Origin of the sequence: Microlunatus aurantiacus, assembly GCF_039536605.1 — a bacterium.
Classification (GTDB): Bacteria; Actinomycetota; Actinomycetes; order Propionibacteriales; family Propionibacteriaceae; genus Microlunatus; species Microlunatus aurantiacus.
Window position 1 is genome coordinate 16,320 of the sequence record NZ_BAAAYX010000027.1, and the last position, 14,725, is coordinate 31,044.

Annotated in this window: 13 protein-coding genes; all 13 read right to left on the reverse strand. The window is 69.3% G+C overall.

The features are described from left to right. Positions 1-75 precede the first annotated feature (75 nt). Entirely contained in the window at positions 76-2,298 is a 2,223-nt protein-coding gene (locus tag ABD714_RS21780; protein ID WP_344814565.1) for a transglutaminase TgpA family protein, read from the reverse strand. A gap of 544 nt (positions 2,299-2,842) precedes the next feature. Then, a complete protein-coding gene (locus tag ABD714_RS21785; RefSeq protein ID WP_344814566.1) occupies positions 2,843-4,801 on the reverse strand; it encodes an LTA synthase family protein in 1,959 nt (652 codons plus the stop codon). A 50-nt stretch (positions 4,802-4,851) separates the two neighbouring features. Next, positions 4,852-5,460, reverse strand: a complete 609-nt coding sequence (locus ABD714_RS21790; protein WP_344814567.1) for a methyltransferase domain-containing protein — start codon at positions 5,458-5,460, stop codon at positions 4,852-4,854. Positions 5,461-5,555: 95 nt separating this feature from the next. Further along, positions 5,556-6,023, reverse strand: coding sequence for a hypothetical protein (locus ABD714_RS21795; protein ID WP_344814568.1), 468 nt, complete (start codon positions 6,021-6,023; stop codon positions 5,556-5,558). Positions 6,024-6,432: 409 nt separating this feature from the next. Then, complete coding sequence (locus ABD714_RS21800) at positions 6,433-7,671, reverse strand: Nramp family divalent metal transporter (protein ID WP_344814569.1); 1,239 nt, start codon at positions 7,669-7,671, stop codon at positions 6,433-6,435. 5 nt (positions 7,672-7,676) lie between these two features. Next, entirely contained in the window at positions 7,677-8,042 is a 366-nt protein-coding gene (locus ABD714_RS21805) for a hypothetical protein (protein ID WP_344814570.1), read from the reverse strand. A 70-nt stretch (positions 8,043-8,112) separates the two neighbouring features. Beyond that, on the reverse strand, positions 8,113-8,850 hold the full coding sequence (locus ABD714_RS21810) for an ABC transporter permease (protein WP_344814571.1): 738 nt from the start codon (positions 8,848-8,850) through the stop codon (positions 8,113-8,115). 380 nt (positions 8,851-9,230) lie between these two features. Beyond that, positions 9,231-9,995 (reverse strand): cytochrome c biogenesis CcdA family protein, encoded by a 765-nt coding sequence (locus tag ABD714_RS21815; RefSeq protein ID WP_425562440.1) that lies wholly within the window; start codon positions 9,993-9,995, stop codon positions 9,231-9,233. Positions 9,996-10,002: 7 nt separating this feature from the next. After that, the gene (locus ABD714_RS21820) at positions 10,003-10,524 is read right to left on the reverse strand and encodes a TlpA family protein disulfide reductase (RefSeq protein ID WP_344814572.1); all 522 of its coding nucleotides are present in this window, start codon (positions 10,522-10,524) and stop codon (positions 10,003-10,005) included. Between the two features lie 138 nt (positions 10,525-10,662). Next, the gene (locus ABD714_RS21825; RefSeq protein WP_344814573.1) at positions 10,663-11,340 is read right to left on the reverse strand and encodes a vitamin K epoxide reductase family protein; all 678 of its coding nucleotides are present in this window, start codon (positions 11,338-11,340) and stop codon (positions 10,663-10,665) included. Then, the gene (locus tag ABD714_RS21830; RefSeq protein ID WP_344814574.1) at positions 11,337-12,080 is read right to left on the reverse strand and encodes a DsbA family protein; all 744 of its coding nucleotides are present in this window, start codon (positions 12,078-12,080) and stop codon (positions 11,337-11,339) included. The genes ABD714_RS21825 and ABD714_RS21830 overlap by 4 nt, the downstream gene beginning before the upstream one ends. Before the next feature lie 69 nt (positions 12,081-12,149). Continuing rightward, positions 12,150-14,312: a heavy metal translocating P-type ATPase gene (locus tag ABD714_RS21835; protein ID WP_344814575.1), complete on the reverse strand. Its 2,163-nt coding sequence runs from the start codon at positions 14,310-14,312 to the stop codon at positions 12,150-12,152. After that, positions 14,305-14,712, reverse strand: a complete 408-nt coding sequence (locus ABD714_RS21840) for an ArsR/SmtB family transcription factor (RefSeq protein ID WP_425562442.1) — start codon at positions 14,710-14,712, stop codon at positions 14,305-14,307. Before ABD714_RS21840 ends, ABD714_RS21835 begins: the two co-directional genes overlap by 8 nt. Positions 14,713-14,725 lie beyond the last annotated feature (13 nt).

Genomic DNA, 14,725 nt, shown 5'->3' on the forward strand with positions numbered 1-14,725 from the left:
TGGCGCTGGGGTGGCAGGCGCCTGTGGGGTGGTGAAGGCCTACATCGGTCGGAGAATCTTGCGCTTCAGTCACGCTCAAGTCTGGTGCGGCCCTTTCTTGGGTCGGCGTGGTGTGGGGGGAAGCAGCGATCGGGGCGCCACTCGGCTGAGCAGGCGGCGCGGTCGGCTGAGCTCCCCGGCCAGGCCGGTCCGGACCTGGCGGGTCAGTTCGGGCAGCTGGTTGGCGGTGTCTTCGTGGGCGATGTGGCGGGCGTAGCGGGACTGTTCGACCAGGGTGGCGATGCGGGTCATGGTGGCCGCTTCGGGCGCGTCGAGACGTTTGGCGATGTCACCGCCGATGCGGCGCGGGCTGCCGGCGGGCCACCGGCCACCGGTGTCGATGACGGTGTCGCGGATCTCCGCCCAGGCGGCTTCGACCTGGTCGTCGGTCGGCCCATCGCGGCTAAGCCGCCGGTGACGGCGGCGGGCGCGGATGGTTGCGGGGGCGGCCAGGACAGCGCCGGCGAGCAGCCCGAGCGCGGTGTAGGTGAGCACCCGCCAGCCAGAGATGCCGGTCGGCGTCTGGGCGGTGGGGGCGGGCTGGTCGGCGGGGGTGTCAGGTCGGCTGCTGATGCTGGGCTGGGGGGCGGCCTGGCTGGGTGTGTCGCTGCTCGGCCGCTCAGCCGGGGCGGCGGGGACGGTCCAGTCCGGGGCGGTGCCGGTGATTCCGGCGGGTGTGGGTTCGAACCGGACCCAGCCATAGCCGGCGAAGAACAGCTCCGGCCAGGCGTGCATCTTGCGGATGCCGACCCGCCAGGTGTCGCCTTGCTGCTCGCCAGGCAGGAAGCCGATGCCGATCCGGGACGGGATGCCGAGCACGCGGACCATCGCAGCCATCGAGGCGGCGAACTGTTCGCAGTAGCCGCGGCGGTCCTCGAACAGGAAGTTCTCCAGCGCCTGATAGCCGTTGCCGGGGAGTGGTTCGGTGCTGTAGATGAAGCGGCTGCTGCGCAGATAGGTCTGGATGGCGGCGGCCTGGCCGGCGGCGGTGTCGGCGTCGGCGGTGATGGCGCGGGCCAGGTCGCTAATCGAGGCGGGCAGGTCGGCCGGCACGACGGCGGTGACGGCGGCGTCGGCCGGGGTCCCCGGCAGGGAGCCGGCCAGGTCCGCCGGGTCCGGGGTGATGTCGATGCTGTCGACGGTGTAGGTGAGGTTCCGGGTCGCCTGCCGCCGGCCCGGGCCAGCTCCGGCGACCACGACCAGCGAGGTCGGGTCGAAGGTCCAGGAGCCGGGGGCCTCGACCCGGCGCGGCGCGTACGGCAGCGGCAGATACTCCGAGTCGAACGAGTCGATGGTGATCGTGGTGCGCCGCCGCGGCCCAGGCTCCCTGGACACACCGGGGATCTGCGGCAGCTCGGCACCCTCGGTCAGGTCCAGCCCCTCGCTGCGCCAGCCGTCGCCGTCGAACCGTTCCAGGGAGGCCATCCGTAAATAGACGCCACCGGGCCGGTCGGTGCGGTAGGTGATGACGGTCCGATCAGTCGGCTGAGCCAGGTTGCGCCGCAGGTCCAAGGTCGGGTCGCTCAAGCTCAGCCCACCGCCGCGGCCGGTCCCGGCCAGACCGCCGGGCACCGACAGGGTCGGCAGCAACACCGCAGCCACCACCGCCGCCGCGACGGCCGGCAGGGCGACGGCTGCCGCGGCCCGCCACACCACCGGTGCCGCGGTGCCGAAACCGTCGGCGGAGTCCCGGCTCAGCCCGCTCGGCCATCTGGCGGTGAGGGTGAGCCCGTCGGCGGCCAGGATGGCGAGGTAGCCGACGATGAGGCAGCCGAACGCCACCACACCGGTATCGGTGTCGAGCCCGAGGGCCGGCACCAGGAACAACGCGGCCGGCGGGCCCAGCCCGAACGCGGGCCGGCGCAGCCCGACCACGATCAGGTCGGTCAGCACCATGGTCAGCCCGATCCCGACGATGAGCAGCAGCCGGACGCCGGCGTGCGGCGCCATCGGCGCGGACTGGGTCTGGATGTGCTCCGCCGCGGAGCCGACCAGTCGCGACCAGCCCGACCAGTCCGGGGTTGGGGTGGACGGCGCGACGACCCAGACCACTCCGGCGGCCACGACAGTTTGCACCCCTGCCACCAGCAGCGGGCCCAGCCGGGCCCGTCGCAGTCCGGCCGACAGTCCACCGACCAGCAGGATGATCAGCCATCCCGGACCGAGGAACGACGAGTCACGGGTCAGCGGGACCAGGGTCAGGCTGGCCAGGGCAACCGCCACCATCACCGCGACCACATATCTGTCGTCGGCCCGCATCAACGCAACCGAGCTCCTTCGCCAGTCCGTGGCATGTGGCCGTCAACCGCTCCGTCGAACGTGTTCTTCGATCGGCGCGTGTACGACCTCTCCTGCTGTCATCGCCAAAATAGATGACATCGATGACCTGCGATATGCAGGGTCGAGATTCTCCTTCTTCAACTTCAGGGCGAGCAGCAGAGTTCCCGCGCTTCCGTTGGCCGGTCTGGTCAACCACGTGCCGGCTTGGTCGGCCCCGCCAGCAGCAGCGTGCTGCCCCGTCCGGCTCGGCTGTGAGAAGTGGCTGGCGATGACGTGATGGCATCTGCCGAAAGGGACGTGGATAGCCGACGGGCACTGTGACCAGACGCCGGGCGGCTCGGCCAGACGGGTGTGCTCATTCATCTCCGGGCACTCCCCGTCAGCGAGAGCACCTGACATCCACTCGCGGTGCTGGGCATCGCGGCGAGGGCACCCACCCGCCACTCGATGTTCGGGTCCGGATCCCGCCTGCTGCCAAGGCCCTGAACCCACGATCAACGCCCGGCCTCTGATCTGAGCGGACCTAGCGGGACCGGGGCGCATACTCAGACCGGGTTGCTCTGCGCCACTGCAGCAGGTCCGACCGCAGTGCCTTGAGCCGTGCGGGATCGACATCGTCGATCAGGTTGCGCTTCTCGTCGGGGTCACTGCTGAGGTCGAAGACCTCGTCGGGTCGGTTGCCGAAGTGGTGGATGTACTTGGTGGTGCCCTCGATCAGTGCCAGACACCGGTTGGTGGACTGGCACGAGACTCGGACCGGCCGTCCGCCGCCGCCGGAGAACAGCGACTCCTCCCTGGCCAGCCCGCCACTCAACCGGTACCCGAGACGCTCGGCGACCGTCTCCGGCACGCTCATCGTCGTCACCGGCCGCTGCACCGTGCGGCCGCGCCGGTCGGTGGGGTCGTAGACCAGATACGGGACCTTGATGCCCTCGTTGTAGATCGTGTTGTCGTGCTGGCGCAGTCCGTGCTCGCCGAAGCCCTCGCCGTGGTCGGCGGTCACCACCACCAGGGTGTCGTCGGCACGACCCTCCTCGGCCAGCATCGCGAACACCTTCGAGACGAACCGGTCCACGTAGCGGACGCCGTTGAGGTAGTTGTTCAGATCCTCCTCGTCGGCCAGGTTCTTCAGGCCGAACGTGCCCGGCAGCCGGTAGTCGTGATGACCCGTCACCGTCAGATAGGTCAGCAGGAACGGTGCGTCGCCCTGAGCGCGCAGCCAGTCCCGGCTCGGTTCGAGCATGATGTCGTCCTCCCAGCCGAAGTAGTTCGCTCGGCCGAAACCGGCCGTCGGGAAGGTCTCGACGGGGAAGAACTCGTCATAGCCGAGGTTGCGGACCAGGTCCGGCCGGCGCTCGAACTCCCCGACCGCGGATTGCAGGAACGCCGTGGCATATCCCTGCTGACGTAACAGGCCGGGCAGGCAGGTGGACGGCAGACCGGCCGGCGCCGACTCGGTGAGCTTGGTGTCCAGCGGCGGCATATACCCGCAGTTGGCTCCGGTCACCGCCTTGGAGGTGTGGGGAACGGTGGTGTAGGCGTTCTCGGCGACCGTGCTGCGCTTGGCCAGCTTCGCCAGGAACGGGGTGGTGTCACGGTTCGGGTTCCCCAGGGAGGTGGCCTCGGAGCGGACCGACTCCATGGTGATCATCACGACGTTGCGTGGCCGGTCAGCCGCCACCGACCTGGTGGCGATCAGCCGGCTCGGCGACATCGCCGGCCGTTGGGCGTACGCCCGCTCCGACTCGAGCAGGCTCGAACCCAGCTCGAGGGCGACGTCGAGCGCCTGGTTGCGCGCAAACGCCCCACCGCTGGTGACCGGCACGGCCGCGGCCACCACCAGCAGCAGGCCGGTGGTGGTAGCGAGGACCGCGATCCGGCCACCGCGGCTTGTCGGCACCCGGTGGTCACGGGTTGGCGCCGTCAGGCCGGGCAGCCAGCGTCCGCGCGGCGACTGACCCCGGTAGCGCAGCCGGTAGACCAGCACGGGACCGAGCAGGGCGTAGGTGACCGCCGCGATCATCACCCAGACGTCGGTCGTGGAGGACTCGCTGGCGGCGATGTTGCGGGTTGCCTCCGGATCGGTGACCATCATCCGCAGCCCGCCGGCGTCCAGGATCGATCCGCTCTTGCGGTAGTAGCTGTGGGCGGCGACGGCGAACAGCAGGTATCCGGCCACGCTCAGCTGACTCACGACCAGCACGACTGCTCGCCGCCAGCGCTCGCGCAGCACCGCGTAGGCCACCACCCACAGCACCGCGAAGCCCAGGTGGGCCAAAAGGTCGGACCGGAGCTGGGTGATCGCGGCCAGACCCGAGGGGGCGTCGTACCGGCTGGTGATGCGCAGCCAGCTCAGGGTCAGGTCGAACAGGGCTACCGGGACGAGCAATGCCAGCAGGTAGCAACCGTCGGGTGCGAAGGAGCCGACGTTCGCACGGACGGAGATCCCGAGTTGCCGCGCGGCCCCGGCGACCCGGCGCATCCTGGTGATCGTGACGTCGCAGGCTAGGCGGGGCAACTGATCAAGCCGTCTCAGGGCAGGTCCCCGACGTATTGGATGTGCGCCACCCGATCGAACGGGTCAGTGATCGCAGCATCAAGGAGGTCAACCGTCCAGTGCGGACTGTTGACGAAGGCGGAGAGGTACTTGCAGTTGTTGTACACGATCCGGATGGGACCGGCGCCGCCGCGTGCCACCTCAACGAGTCGGGCTTCGAGCTGGCTGACGATCTCCGCCTGGAACGGGTTGTACATGTAGTACAGCGTTCCCTCGGGAGGCAGACACTGCACGGCGTCCCCGGTCACGATGGTGACGTTGGTGAAGCGGGCCAGCCTGGACCGGGTCTTGGCGGCGATGTCGGGATCGAGCTCGATGCCGATGATCTGATTGTCGTAGTGCCGCAGCCACCAGTTGAGGACACGACCCTTCCCGCAGCCGATGTCGACCAGCACGTCGTCTGGCCCGATGGTGCCGGCGAAGATCCGATCGAGCGCGAGATAGTCACTGTTGGCGGTGTCCTTAGCCCCCAGGTGGCCGTAGCGCGTCCGAATCTCACCGGCGAGCGGCGGCCCGAAGCGGACATCGATAAGAGCGTTGTAGAGGACACGGCGGGCACGCTGAAGCGGGTGAATCTTGTTCATAGCAGGTCCTGTCGAGGTCGTCGTAGGTGTGAGAACTCCAGCCCACGCCTGAAGCGGCGGGGCAGGGAGGTGATCCGAAGCGAACGACGCTCGGCTCAGGTACGACTGATGGACAAGGCGACGAGCGCTGACGTCGTCGACCCGCAGGGTGGCGGCGGCATGGCCTGTGTGCGTGGGGCTGACTGCAGCCACCACCGAAGGAGGGCGCGGCGGGGTAGGACCACCATCGCGACCATAAGCACCACCGCGAACAGCAGACACAGGGTGCTGATCTCGAACCCGGACCACGGGTCATGCCGGGTCTGCTCGTACGTCCCGAGATCGAGATTGCCGCTGCCGACGGCGTGGGCGACGGCCGTCACCGAGGAGGCGGCTGCCTCGTCTACCCATCCCGAGGGGTCGGTCTGCAGTGCCGTGATCGTTGTCGAGGAGTCCGACATACCGGTCGCACTCGGCTCCTGCGCGATCTGATGGCCGACCAGACCGAACAAGATCACCGCGAAAGCGCCCAGGAAGCGCCGCACGAATCGTGGGCCCCACGACGACGCGGCACCCGAGTACATCTAGACAGGCTAGCAAGGCGACCCCAGCCTCGCTGGCCACGTGAAGTTCTTCCGGGCTGGCAGTGCCGCGGCTGCGGATGGCTCCTCACCTGGTCGGCCTTCAAACGGTCGACCCCTCGGTCGGCCCCCTTCACCCGGTCGCCCAGCGGATCGGTGACGGTGTGTTCTGCACCCGCGCGGCGCGATCGTGGACACCCGGAACCTGAGGGTGCGGTCATCGCAGCTCTCCCGACGACCTCGGTGTCGGAGAGGCCGACGCTTCCGGCGCGGGTTGGACATTCCCGTTAGTTCGTCGGGGTTCAGGCCCAGGCGGTGGGGTCGCAGAGATGGAGGCCGAAGGCGCGCCATGAAGAGGTGAAATCAGACGTCGGACGACCGATGGTCCCTCGCCCCATTCGCGGTTCCTCGTTCAGCCGATCAGGGTGAGCACGATCAGTGTCACGTTGAGCCCGGTGATGACGGCGGCCACCAGCGCCGCGACGAGGGTCGTGTGGCGGCGGTTCACCAGCGCACCCATCAGGTCCGGCCGCCGGGTGAGCATGACCAGCGGGATCAGCGCGAACGGGATGCCGAAGGACAGGACGACCTGGGAGATCACCAACGCGGCAGTGGTGTCCACTCCGGCCGCGATGATCACCAAGGCCGGCGCCAGAGTCACCAGCCGGCGGACCACGAGCGGGATCCGGCGCTGGAGGAAACCCTGCATGACCACCTGACCGGACAGGGTCCCGACACCCGAGGCCGCGAAACCCGAGGCCAGCAGCGCGAGCCCGAAGAGCAGGGCGGCCGTCGGGCCGAGGGTGGCGCCGATCCCCGCGTAGGCGCCCTCGATGGTGTCGACGGGCACCGGCAGATCGGACAGGTTCTCGGCGGCCACGGCCAGCATGGAGAGGTTGATCAGGCCGGCCAGGCCCATGGCGGCCACCACGTCCACCCGCTGGCTGCGCAGCAGGGCCAGTCGCTCGACCTCGGTGCGCCGGACGTACCGGGACTGGGTGAGGGCGCCGTGCAGGTAGATGACGTGCGGCATGACTGTCGCGCCCAGCATGCCGGTCGCCAACAGCACGGTCTCGGTGCCCGCGAACCGTGGCACCAGACCCGCCACCGCCGCCCGGGCGTCAACGCCGCCGATCACCAGGCTGTACAGGAACCCGATCAGCACCACCAGGAGCATCCCGGTGATCACCACCTCGAACCGTCGGACACCCCTGGTCTGCAGCCCCAGCAGGGCGAACGCCACGGCCGCGGTGATCACGCCACCCACCAGCAGGGGCAGGCCGAAGAGCAACCGGAGGGCGATCGCGCCGCCGAGCACCTCGGCGAGATCGGTCGCGATGGCGACCAGCTCGGCCTGCACCCACAGGCCGCGGGTGACCGGTCTGCCGAAGTTGTCCCGGCACAGTTCCGGCAGGCTCTTCCCGGTGGCGATCCCGGCCTTGGCGGAGAGGTACTGGATGAGCATCGCCATCAGGTTGCTGACCACCAGCACCCAGATCAGCAGGTAGCCGAAGCCCGATCCCGCCGAGATGTTGGTGGCGAAGTTCCCGGGATCGATGTAGGCGATGGCCGCCACGAAGGCCGGGCCGAGCAGGGCCAGGGGTCCGCCGACGGTGGCCACACCGCCGAGCCGGGATCGGGGTTCGCGCATGTGCCTCAACCGTCTCCGTCAGCGCCTGTGGTCACCTCCAGCGCGACCAAGGTATTCAGCTTTTCGCTGGACCGCTTCCGCACATCGGAGAAGACCCGCTGCTGGCCGGCATCAATTCGAACGCTGACGACGCCGCTCGGGGCGTACGCGATGGCCCCGGTCTGACGCACCGTCAGATCATCGACCCTCGGATGCCTCGCCGAGCTGATCGCCACTGGATCGGCGTAGTGAGCTCGAGGCTGCAGCTCGTCGAGCAGGTCGCGGATCGCCCCGATGGAGGCCGCGTACGAGACGTTCGGGTCGGGGTGGAACTGGCTGAGGCCAATCGTCCCTACTCTCCAGACCGTCGCGCTGCTGTCGATGGTGCCCACGTCCCTGATCACCTCGCTTTTACGTCTGGTTCGGTGGGTCCTTCACGAGTCACAGTCTGCCGAGCATGCGTCAGGTGAGGCGGACAGCGAACTCGCGTTCCCTGGAGATGAAGTACAAGAAGCCGACGAGGACAGCACCAATGGCCCAGGCGGCGGCGGCAATCCACATCCACAGCGGTGGGTACGACTGGTCCTGCAGCAGGTTGGCGTAGCCGGTGAGCATCGGGTACATCGGGTTGAGCTCGACGACGAACCGCAGTCCGGCGCCCATCCGGTCGAGCATCTCCGGCAGCCACAGGACCGGGGACAGGTACATCCACAGCCGCAGGACGTAGGGCAGGAAGTTGGAGGTGTCGCGGAAGTAGACCTGGCAGGTGGCGAAGAAGGCGGCCAGACCCATGCTGAACACGATCATGGTCAGCAGGAAGTACAGCGAGACCAGCATCCGCGGATGCCAGGGCAGACCGAAGATCGCGTGGAAGACCAGGTAGACCGGGATCGTCGGCAGGAACCGGAAGAACGCGGTCCGGACCGCCGACAGCGGGATCAGCAACCGGGGGAAGGCGGTGTTGATGAGGAGGCGGCCGGAGCCGGTGACCGAGGTCGCCCCGCTGGACGCGGCGGTCTGCACCATGGTGAAGGCGAACAGTGCCAGCGTGAGGTGGGTGAACAGTTCAGGGTCGTGGCGTTGCCGGATGATGGTGACCAGCAGGTAGTAGACACCGGCCAGCAGCAGCGGGTTGAGGATCAGCCAGGCCTGCCCGAACACGGTGTTGACGTCGGCCCCCCGCAGCGTGGCCCTGCTCATCTCGGTCGCGAACTGCCGGCGGGGCCCACAGCTCCCGGAAGTACCGCCTCAGCGGCGGCAGACCGGCTCGATGCGGTCCGTACGGGTGATAGACCGGCTCGAACCCGTCTCGGTCCTCCAGGTCGGCGGACGAGGTCATCGCACTCCTTCGTGGGCCAGCGGCCGCGATCGGGATCCTCGGGGGTACCCGCAGGGCTTCGACTGCCCCGTTGACCGGTTCGACCTCACCGTTGGCGGGGTGTTCGAGCGACCGGGTAGACCGATGGTCGGCGGGTCGGCGGACCGATGCTTTGCCCTAACCCTGGCAGTGGTCGGGGGTTGGAGCCCGGAGGCGATGATCATCGACGATTCCTTCTCCCGCTCAGCGGGTCCAGTCCGGTTCACAAGACGGTGGTGAACTGGGCTGCCCACTGGCGCAGGACAGCGGTCGCGCGGTCCCACAGGCCGCTGACCAGCAGGATCCCGACGATGATCATGGCGGCACCCCCGGCGCGGAGCAGGGTCTGCTGGTGCCGGCGGAGCAGGTCGACGGCACGGGTCATCTTGGCGAACGCGACGGCGGCGATCAGGAACGGGATCCCGAGGCCGAGGGCGTAGGTGAAGGCCAGCAGCCCACCTCGGGCGGCGCTGGCCTCGGTCAACGCCAACGACAGCACGACGCTGAGGGTGGGACCGATGCAGGGGGTCCAGCCGAGCCCGAACACGATCCCGAGCAGCGGTGCGCCGGCCAGGCCGACGGCGGGCATCCGCTGCAGCCGCAGCTCGCGGCGCCCGATTGGCAGAAGTCCGGTGAAGATCAGGCCCATCACAATGGTGAGGATCCCGACGACCCGGCTGATCTGGGACTGGTAGGCGACCAGCGCCTGCCCGAGTGAGCCGAACACGACACCGGCGGCGACGAACACGGACGCGAAGCCGAGCACGAACAATGCGGTCCCGGCCAGGGTGCGGCGGGGGTTGGTGTGGCCGGCGACCAGGTCGGCGGCGCCCATGCCGCTGGCGTAGGCGAGGTAGCCCGGCAGCAGCGGCACGACGCAGGGGCTGAAGAACGACACCATCCCGGCCAGCAGAGCGACCGGCAACGCGATGATCATCGACCCCGCGACGGCGTCCTGGACCCAGCTAGCGATCTCCAACGGCACCATGTGTCGGCTACTTGCCGCGGTAGACGTCGTCGATCAAGCCGAGCAGGGTCGCTTTGTCCACGACCCCGATCACCCGGGCAGCGATCCGGCCGTCGGTGTCGATGATCAGTGTCGAGGGGATCCCGTTCGGCGGCAGGGTGCCGGCGAACCGGACCAGCTGTTCACCGTTCGGGTCGTAGATGTGGGGGTAGCCGATCTTGAAGGCCCGAACGAAGGCTCGCGCCGCCTCGGGGTTGTTGTCGCGGACGTTGATGCCGACGAACGCGGCCGTCTTCGTGGTCTCCTCGCTGGCGTCGGCCAGGTCGCGGGCCTCGAGCCGGCACGGACCGCACCAGGATCCCCAGACGTTGATCACCACCACCTTGCCCGGGAAGTCGTCGGTCGACACGGTGCCCTTGCCGCTCACGGCCGGGCCGGACGCGACCGGCGCTGGCTCGCGTTCGGCAACCGGGATCCAGGTCAACGACTTGCTCACTTGCCCGGAGGTGGCGGCGGAGCCGCCGAGCTCACGGTTCCCGGTTCGGGTCACCGAGTCGCCCTGTTGCGGTGCACATCCACCGGTGATCAGCACGACGGCTAGTACCGCGAGCAACGCCCCGGCGGTCGTGCAGAGACGCCAGCTGAGCGACCGGTCCGCGGCAGTGCGACTGATGGTGGTCATCGGCGGTCAGAAACCCCACGCGGTGACGGCGACGAGGACGGCGATGATCAGCAGCCAACCGGCCAGGATGGCGCTGTGGTTGCGGCCTGCGGCGTCGACGGCGCGTCCGAGGCGGGCGGGCAGCTGTTCTCGGAGCCGGCCCAGGTTGGCCAGGGTGACGTACCAGATCGTGGCGAACGTGGCCGCCCATGCGGCCATGCAGTACGGGCACAGCGCGTGGATGACAGTCAGGCTCTGCACCATCAGCCAGGCCACGAACACCGTGCCGGCGACCGCCCCGACCTGCAGACCGACCGCGTACCAGCTCGCGAGCCGGCCGCCGGTCAGCAGCATCGCCCCGGTCGCCGCGACGACAGCGAACCCGGCGATCCCCAGGTACGGGTTCGGGAAGCCGAACACCGCTGCCTGCCACGAGCTCATCACCGGACCGCAGGAGATGGTGGCGTTCACGCTGCAGGACGGCGTGTAGAAGGGATTGGTCAACAGCCAGTACTTCTCCACCGCCAACACGAAAGCGGCGGCGAACCCGACCAGTCCCGCGACCAGCAGCACCCAGCCGACCGTGCGCTCCCCCACCACCGGGGCTGAGGCAGCGGCCGGATCCCTGTCGACCGCGTCGACGTTGTCGACCTCGTCGACGTCGTCGACATCCGTGTGTGTCGCGTCGTGGCTGGGTGAGGTCACTGCTGGTCCAGAGCCTGCTCGATTGCGGTGGTCAGGTCGTCGATGGACTTCGGCTCCAGCCGCTGCCCGTTCAGGAAGAACGATGGGGTACTCGTCACACCCAACGCTGTGCCGTCGTCGATGTCGGCCTGGATGCGTGCCCAGGTGGCGTCGGAGGCGTAGGCCGCGTCCCACTTGGTCATGTCCAAGCCGAGCTCCTCGGCGTAGGAGCGGAACAGGTCGTCCTTGGGGACCTGCTGCTCCGACCACTGGGTTTGGGTCTCGAACATCTTCTTGTACATCGCTTCGAACTGGCCTTGCTGGGCGGCGGCCTCGACCGCCCGCGCGGCACGTTGGGAGTTGAAGTGGCCGTCCAACGGGAAGTAGCGGGCCACGAAGGTGACCCGGTCACCGAAGGTGGCGCGGAGCTCCTCGACTGCGGGGAACGCTGCCCCGCAGGCCTCGCACTCGAAGTCGAGGAACTCCACGAACGTCACTTTGCCGTCGGGTACATCGGAGAGTCGGTGGGAGTTGTCACGCACGGTGACGTCCGCCGCCGAGGCCGCCGTGGGCGGCTCGTTGCCCTGCGACCGGACCTGCAGGACGACACCGGCCGCCATCAGCAGCAGCACCACCCCGGCTGCGACCGCGGTGATGATCCGGTTCCGTTTTTTCGACCGTGCGGCGGCTTGCTGCTGGGCGGCGAGCTGGGCTCGCCTGCTCGGCTGGTCGGGGCGGGTGGTCTTGCGTCGGCTGGCCATGGTGGTGAGTCGACTCCTTCGTTGGCAGATGTGACGTTGGGTGAACGGGTGTGGACGTCAATTGGTTGCTTACCGGCAGCAGGTGCAGCCCGGCTGGCAGCCGCAGCCGTCGACCTCGGCGGAGGCGGGCGCCATCGTCAGGACCGGCAGCTGGCTGTGAGCAGCGGTCTCGGTGTGGGCCGCAGCGTTTGTCTGCACCGGTCGGGAGGCTGTCGGGGTCAGGGTGAGCAGGGAGGTCGCCGGCACTGCAGCAGCTGCGTGGATCTTGGCGTTGCGGTCCGGCGTGTGGGTGCGGGCCCGGCGGGAGCCGCGGACCGGTGGACGGGTCGGTAGCAGGGTGCGGCGGCCGGCGCGGATGCCGTTCAAGATCACCAGGACCTCGGCGAGCTCGTGGGTGGCGACGACGGCGGCCAAGCCGAGCACCCCGAAGCCGGCCAACGGGACCAGGACGGCGATGATCAGTCCGGACAGGATCAGGTTCTGGGTGAAGATCCTGCGAGCGTGGCGGGTGTGGGCGATCGCATCGGGCAGCCGGCGCAGATCCTCGCCCATCAAGGCGATGTCGGCGGCCTCGATGGCGACGTCGCTGCCCATCGCGCCCATCGCGATCCCGGCGTCGGCGGTGGCCAGGGCGGGGGCGTCGTTGATGCCGTCACCGACCATCGCCACCGCCCCGCGGGCCTGCAGCTCGGTCACGATGTGGGCCTTGTCCTGCGGCGACAGCTCGGCCCGGACCTCCGAGATGCCGGCCTGGGCGGCGATCGCGGCTGCGGTCCGGGCGTTGTCGCCGGTCAGCATCACCACCGACACCCCTTGGCGGTGCAGCATGGTCACCGCCTCGGCGGCCTCGGGGCGGATCTCGTCGCGGACCGCGACCGCCCCCAGCACGGTGTTGTCGTGTTCGACCAGCACCACCGTGGCGCCGGCATCTTGTAGCCGCTCCACATCGCCGGCGAGACCTTCGACGGGAATGAAGCCGGGCTTGCCGAGCCGGGCCGGCCGGCCCGCCACGACACCGGTCAGTCCCTGACCGGGTACGGCTTCCACGTCGCTGCCGTCACGGCTCGGCAGGTCGGTGGCGGCGGCGACGATCGCGGCGGCGAGCGGGTGCTCACTGCGGGCCTCCAATGCGGCGGCGACCGTCAGAACCTCGTCGGTGCTGCATGTTCCGGCCGGGACGATTTCGATGACGGAGGGTTCGTTGCGGGTCAGGGTGCCGGTCTTGTCCACGGCGACGACCTTGACGGCTCCGAGCTGCTCCACGGCGGCGCCGCCCTTGATCAGGACCCCGCCCTTGGATGCGGCGCCGACGGCGGCGACGACGGCGATCGGGACACTCAACGCGAACGCGCACGGCGCGGCCGCGACCAGCACCACCAGGGCCCGCGGGATCCACACCGCCGGGTCGTCGAGGAGGCTGCCGACCAGGCCGACCAGCGTCGCCAAGATCAGCACACCGGGCACCAGTGGCCGCGCGAACCGTTCGGCCAGCCGTTGGCTGGAGCCCTTGCGGTCCTGCGCTTCCTGCACCACATGCACCAGCCGGGCCAGCGAGTTGTCCGCCGCGGTGGCCGTCACCTCCACCTCGATAGCGCCGGTGCCGTTGACGGTGCCGGCGAACACCTCCGCACCGGGCCCGACCTCGACCGGCACCGACTCCCCGGTCACCACCGAGGTGTCGATCGCCGACCGGCCGTGGCGGACCACTCCGTCGGTGGCGATCTTGTCGCCGGGGCGGACCAACAGAAGATCATCCACCCGCAGCTCGCTGACCGCCACCGTCACCTGTGTGCCGTCGCGCAGGACGGTCGCGGTCGGCGGCACCAAATCGAGCAGGGCCCGCAGACTGTTGCGGGTCCGGGCCAGGGCGTAGCCCTCCAAGCCCTCGGCGATGGAGAACAGGAACGCCAGCGTGGCCGCCTCCGCCACCTCACCGAGCAGGACCGCGCCGACCGCGGCGATTGTCATCAACAGCCCGACCCCGAGCCGGCCCTTCATCAGCCCGCGGACAGCAGCCGGCACGAACGTCGCACCGCCGACGACCGCGGCCGCGGCGAACAGCACCGTCTCCACCACGGTGTCGGACGGGGCGAGCAGACCTGCCAGCAGCAGCAGCCCGGCCAGTGCGGCGGCCTGCAGCTCACGGATCCGCCAGATCGGCGTCACCGTCAGTGATTCCGCGGTGTCGGTGTGCTCATCGACCTCATCCGGACCGCAGCAGGCGTCAGCCATGAGAGACCCCCGTCGGCACCACCGAGTCATCGGGGCCGGGTTCGTCCAGCTCGTCGACACAGTCGAAGTCCTCTGGCCCGCAGGGCTCACCCGGTGCGGTGCCGTCGCTGACGACCAGCACCAGCGACGCCAGCTGCGCCAACGCCCCCGCCAGCCGCGGGTCGGCCAGCTGGTAGCGCACCCGACGTCCCACCGGCTCGGTGGACACTAGGCCGCAGCCGCGCAGACACGTCAGATGGTTCGACACGTTCGCCCGCGTCAAGCCCAGGTCGTCTGCCAGATCCGACGGGAACGCCGGACCCTGCACCAACCGCAACAGCAGTCGGCGACGGGTCGGATCAGCCAATGCCTTCCCCACCCGGCCCAACGCCTCCGCGTCCACCGCGACCCTCGGCGCCATGGTCATCTCATCG

Bases quoted from the DNA above. Each gene is read 5' to 3' on its own strand.
- ABD714_RS21780 (WP_344814565.1), bottom strand. From the start codon at position 2,298: ATGCGGGCCGACGACAGATATGTGGTCGCGGTGATGGTGGCGGTTGCC.
- ABD714_RS21785 (WP_344814566.1), bottom strand. From the start codon at position 4,801: ATGCGCCGGGTCGCCGGGGCCGCGCGGCAACTCGGGATCTCCGTCCGT.
- ABD714_RS21790 (WP_344814567.1), bottom strand. From the start codon at position 5,460: ATGAACAAGATTCACCCGCTTCAGCGTGCCCGCCGTGTCCTCTACAAC.
- ABD714_RS21795 (WP_344814568.1), bottom strand. From the start codon at position 6,023: ATGTACTCGGGTGCCGCGTCGTCGTGGGGCCCACGATTCGTGCGGCGC.
- ABD714_RS21800 (WP_344814569.1), bottom strand. From the start codon at position 7,671: ATGCGCGAACCCCGATCCCGGCTCGGCGGTGTGGCCACCGTCGGCGGA.
- ABD714_RS21810 (WP_344814571.1), bottom strand. From the start codon at position 8,850: ATGAGCAGGGCCACGCTGCGGGGGGCCGACGTCAACACCGTGTTCGGG.
- ABD714_RS21815 (WP_425562440.1), bottom strand. From the start codon at position 9,995: ATGGTGCCGTTGGAGATCGCTAGCTGGGTCCAGGACGCCGTCGCGGGG.
- ABD714_RS21830 (WP_344814574.1), bottom strand. From the start codon at position 12,080: ATGGCCAGCCGACGCAAGACCACCCGCCCCGACCAGCCGAGCAGGCGA.
- ABD714_RS21835 (WP_344814575.1), bottom strand. From the start codon at position 14,312: ATGGCTGACGCCTGCTGCGGTCCGGATGAGGTCGATGAGCACACCGAC.
- ABD714_RS21840 (WP_425562442.1), bottom strand. From the start codon at position 14,712: ATGGCGCCGAGGGTCGCGGTGGACGCGGAGGCGTTGGGCCGGGTGGGG.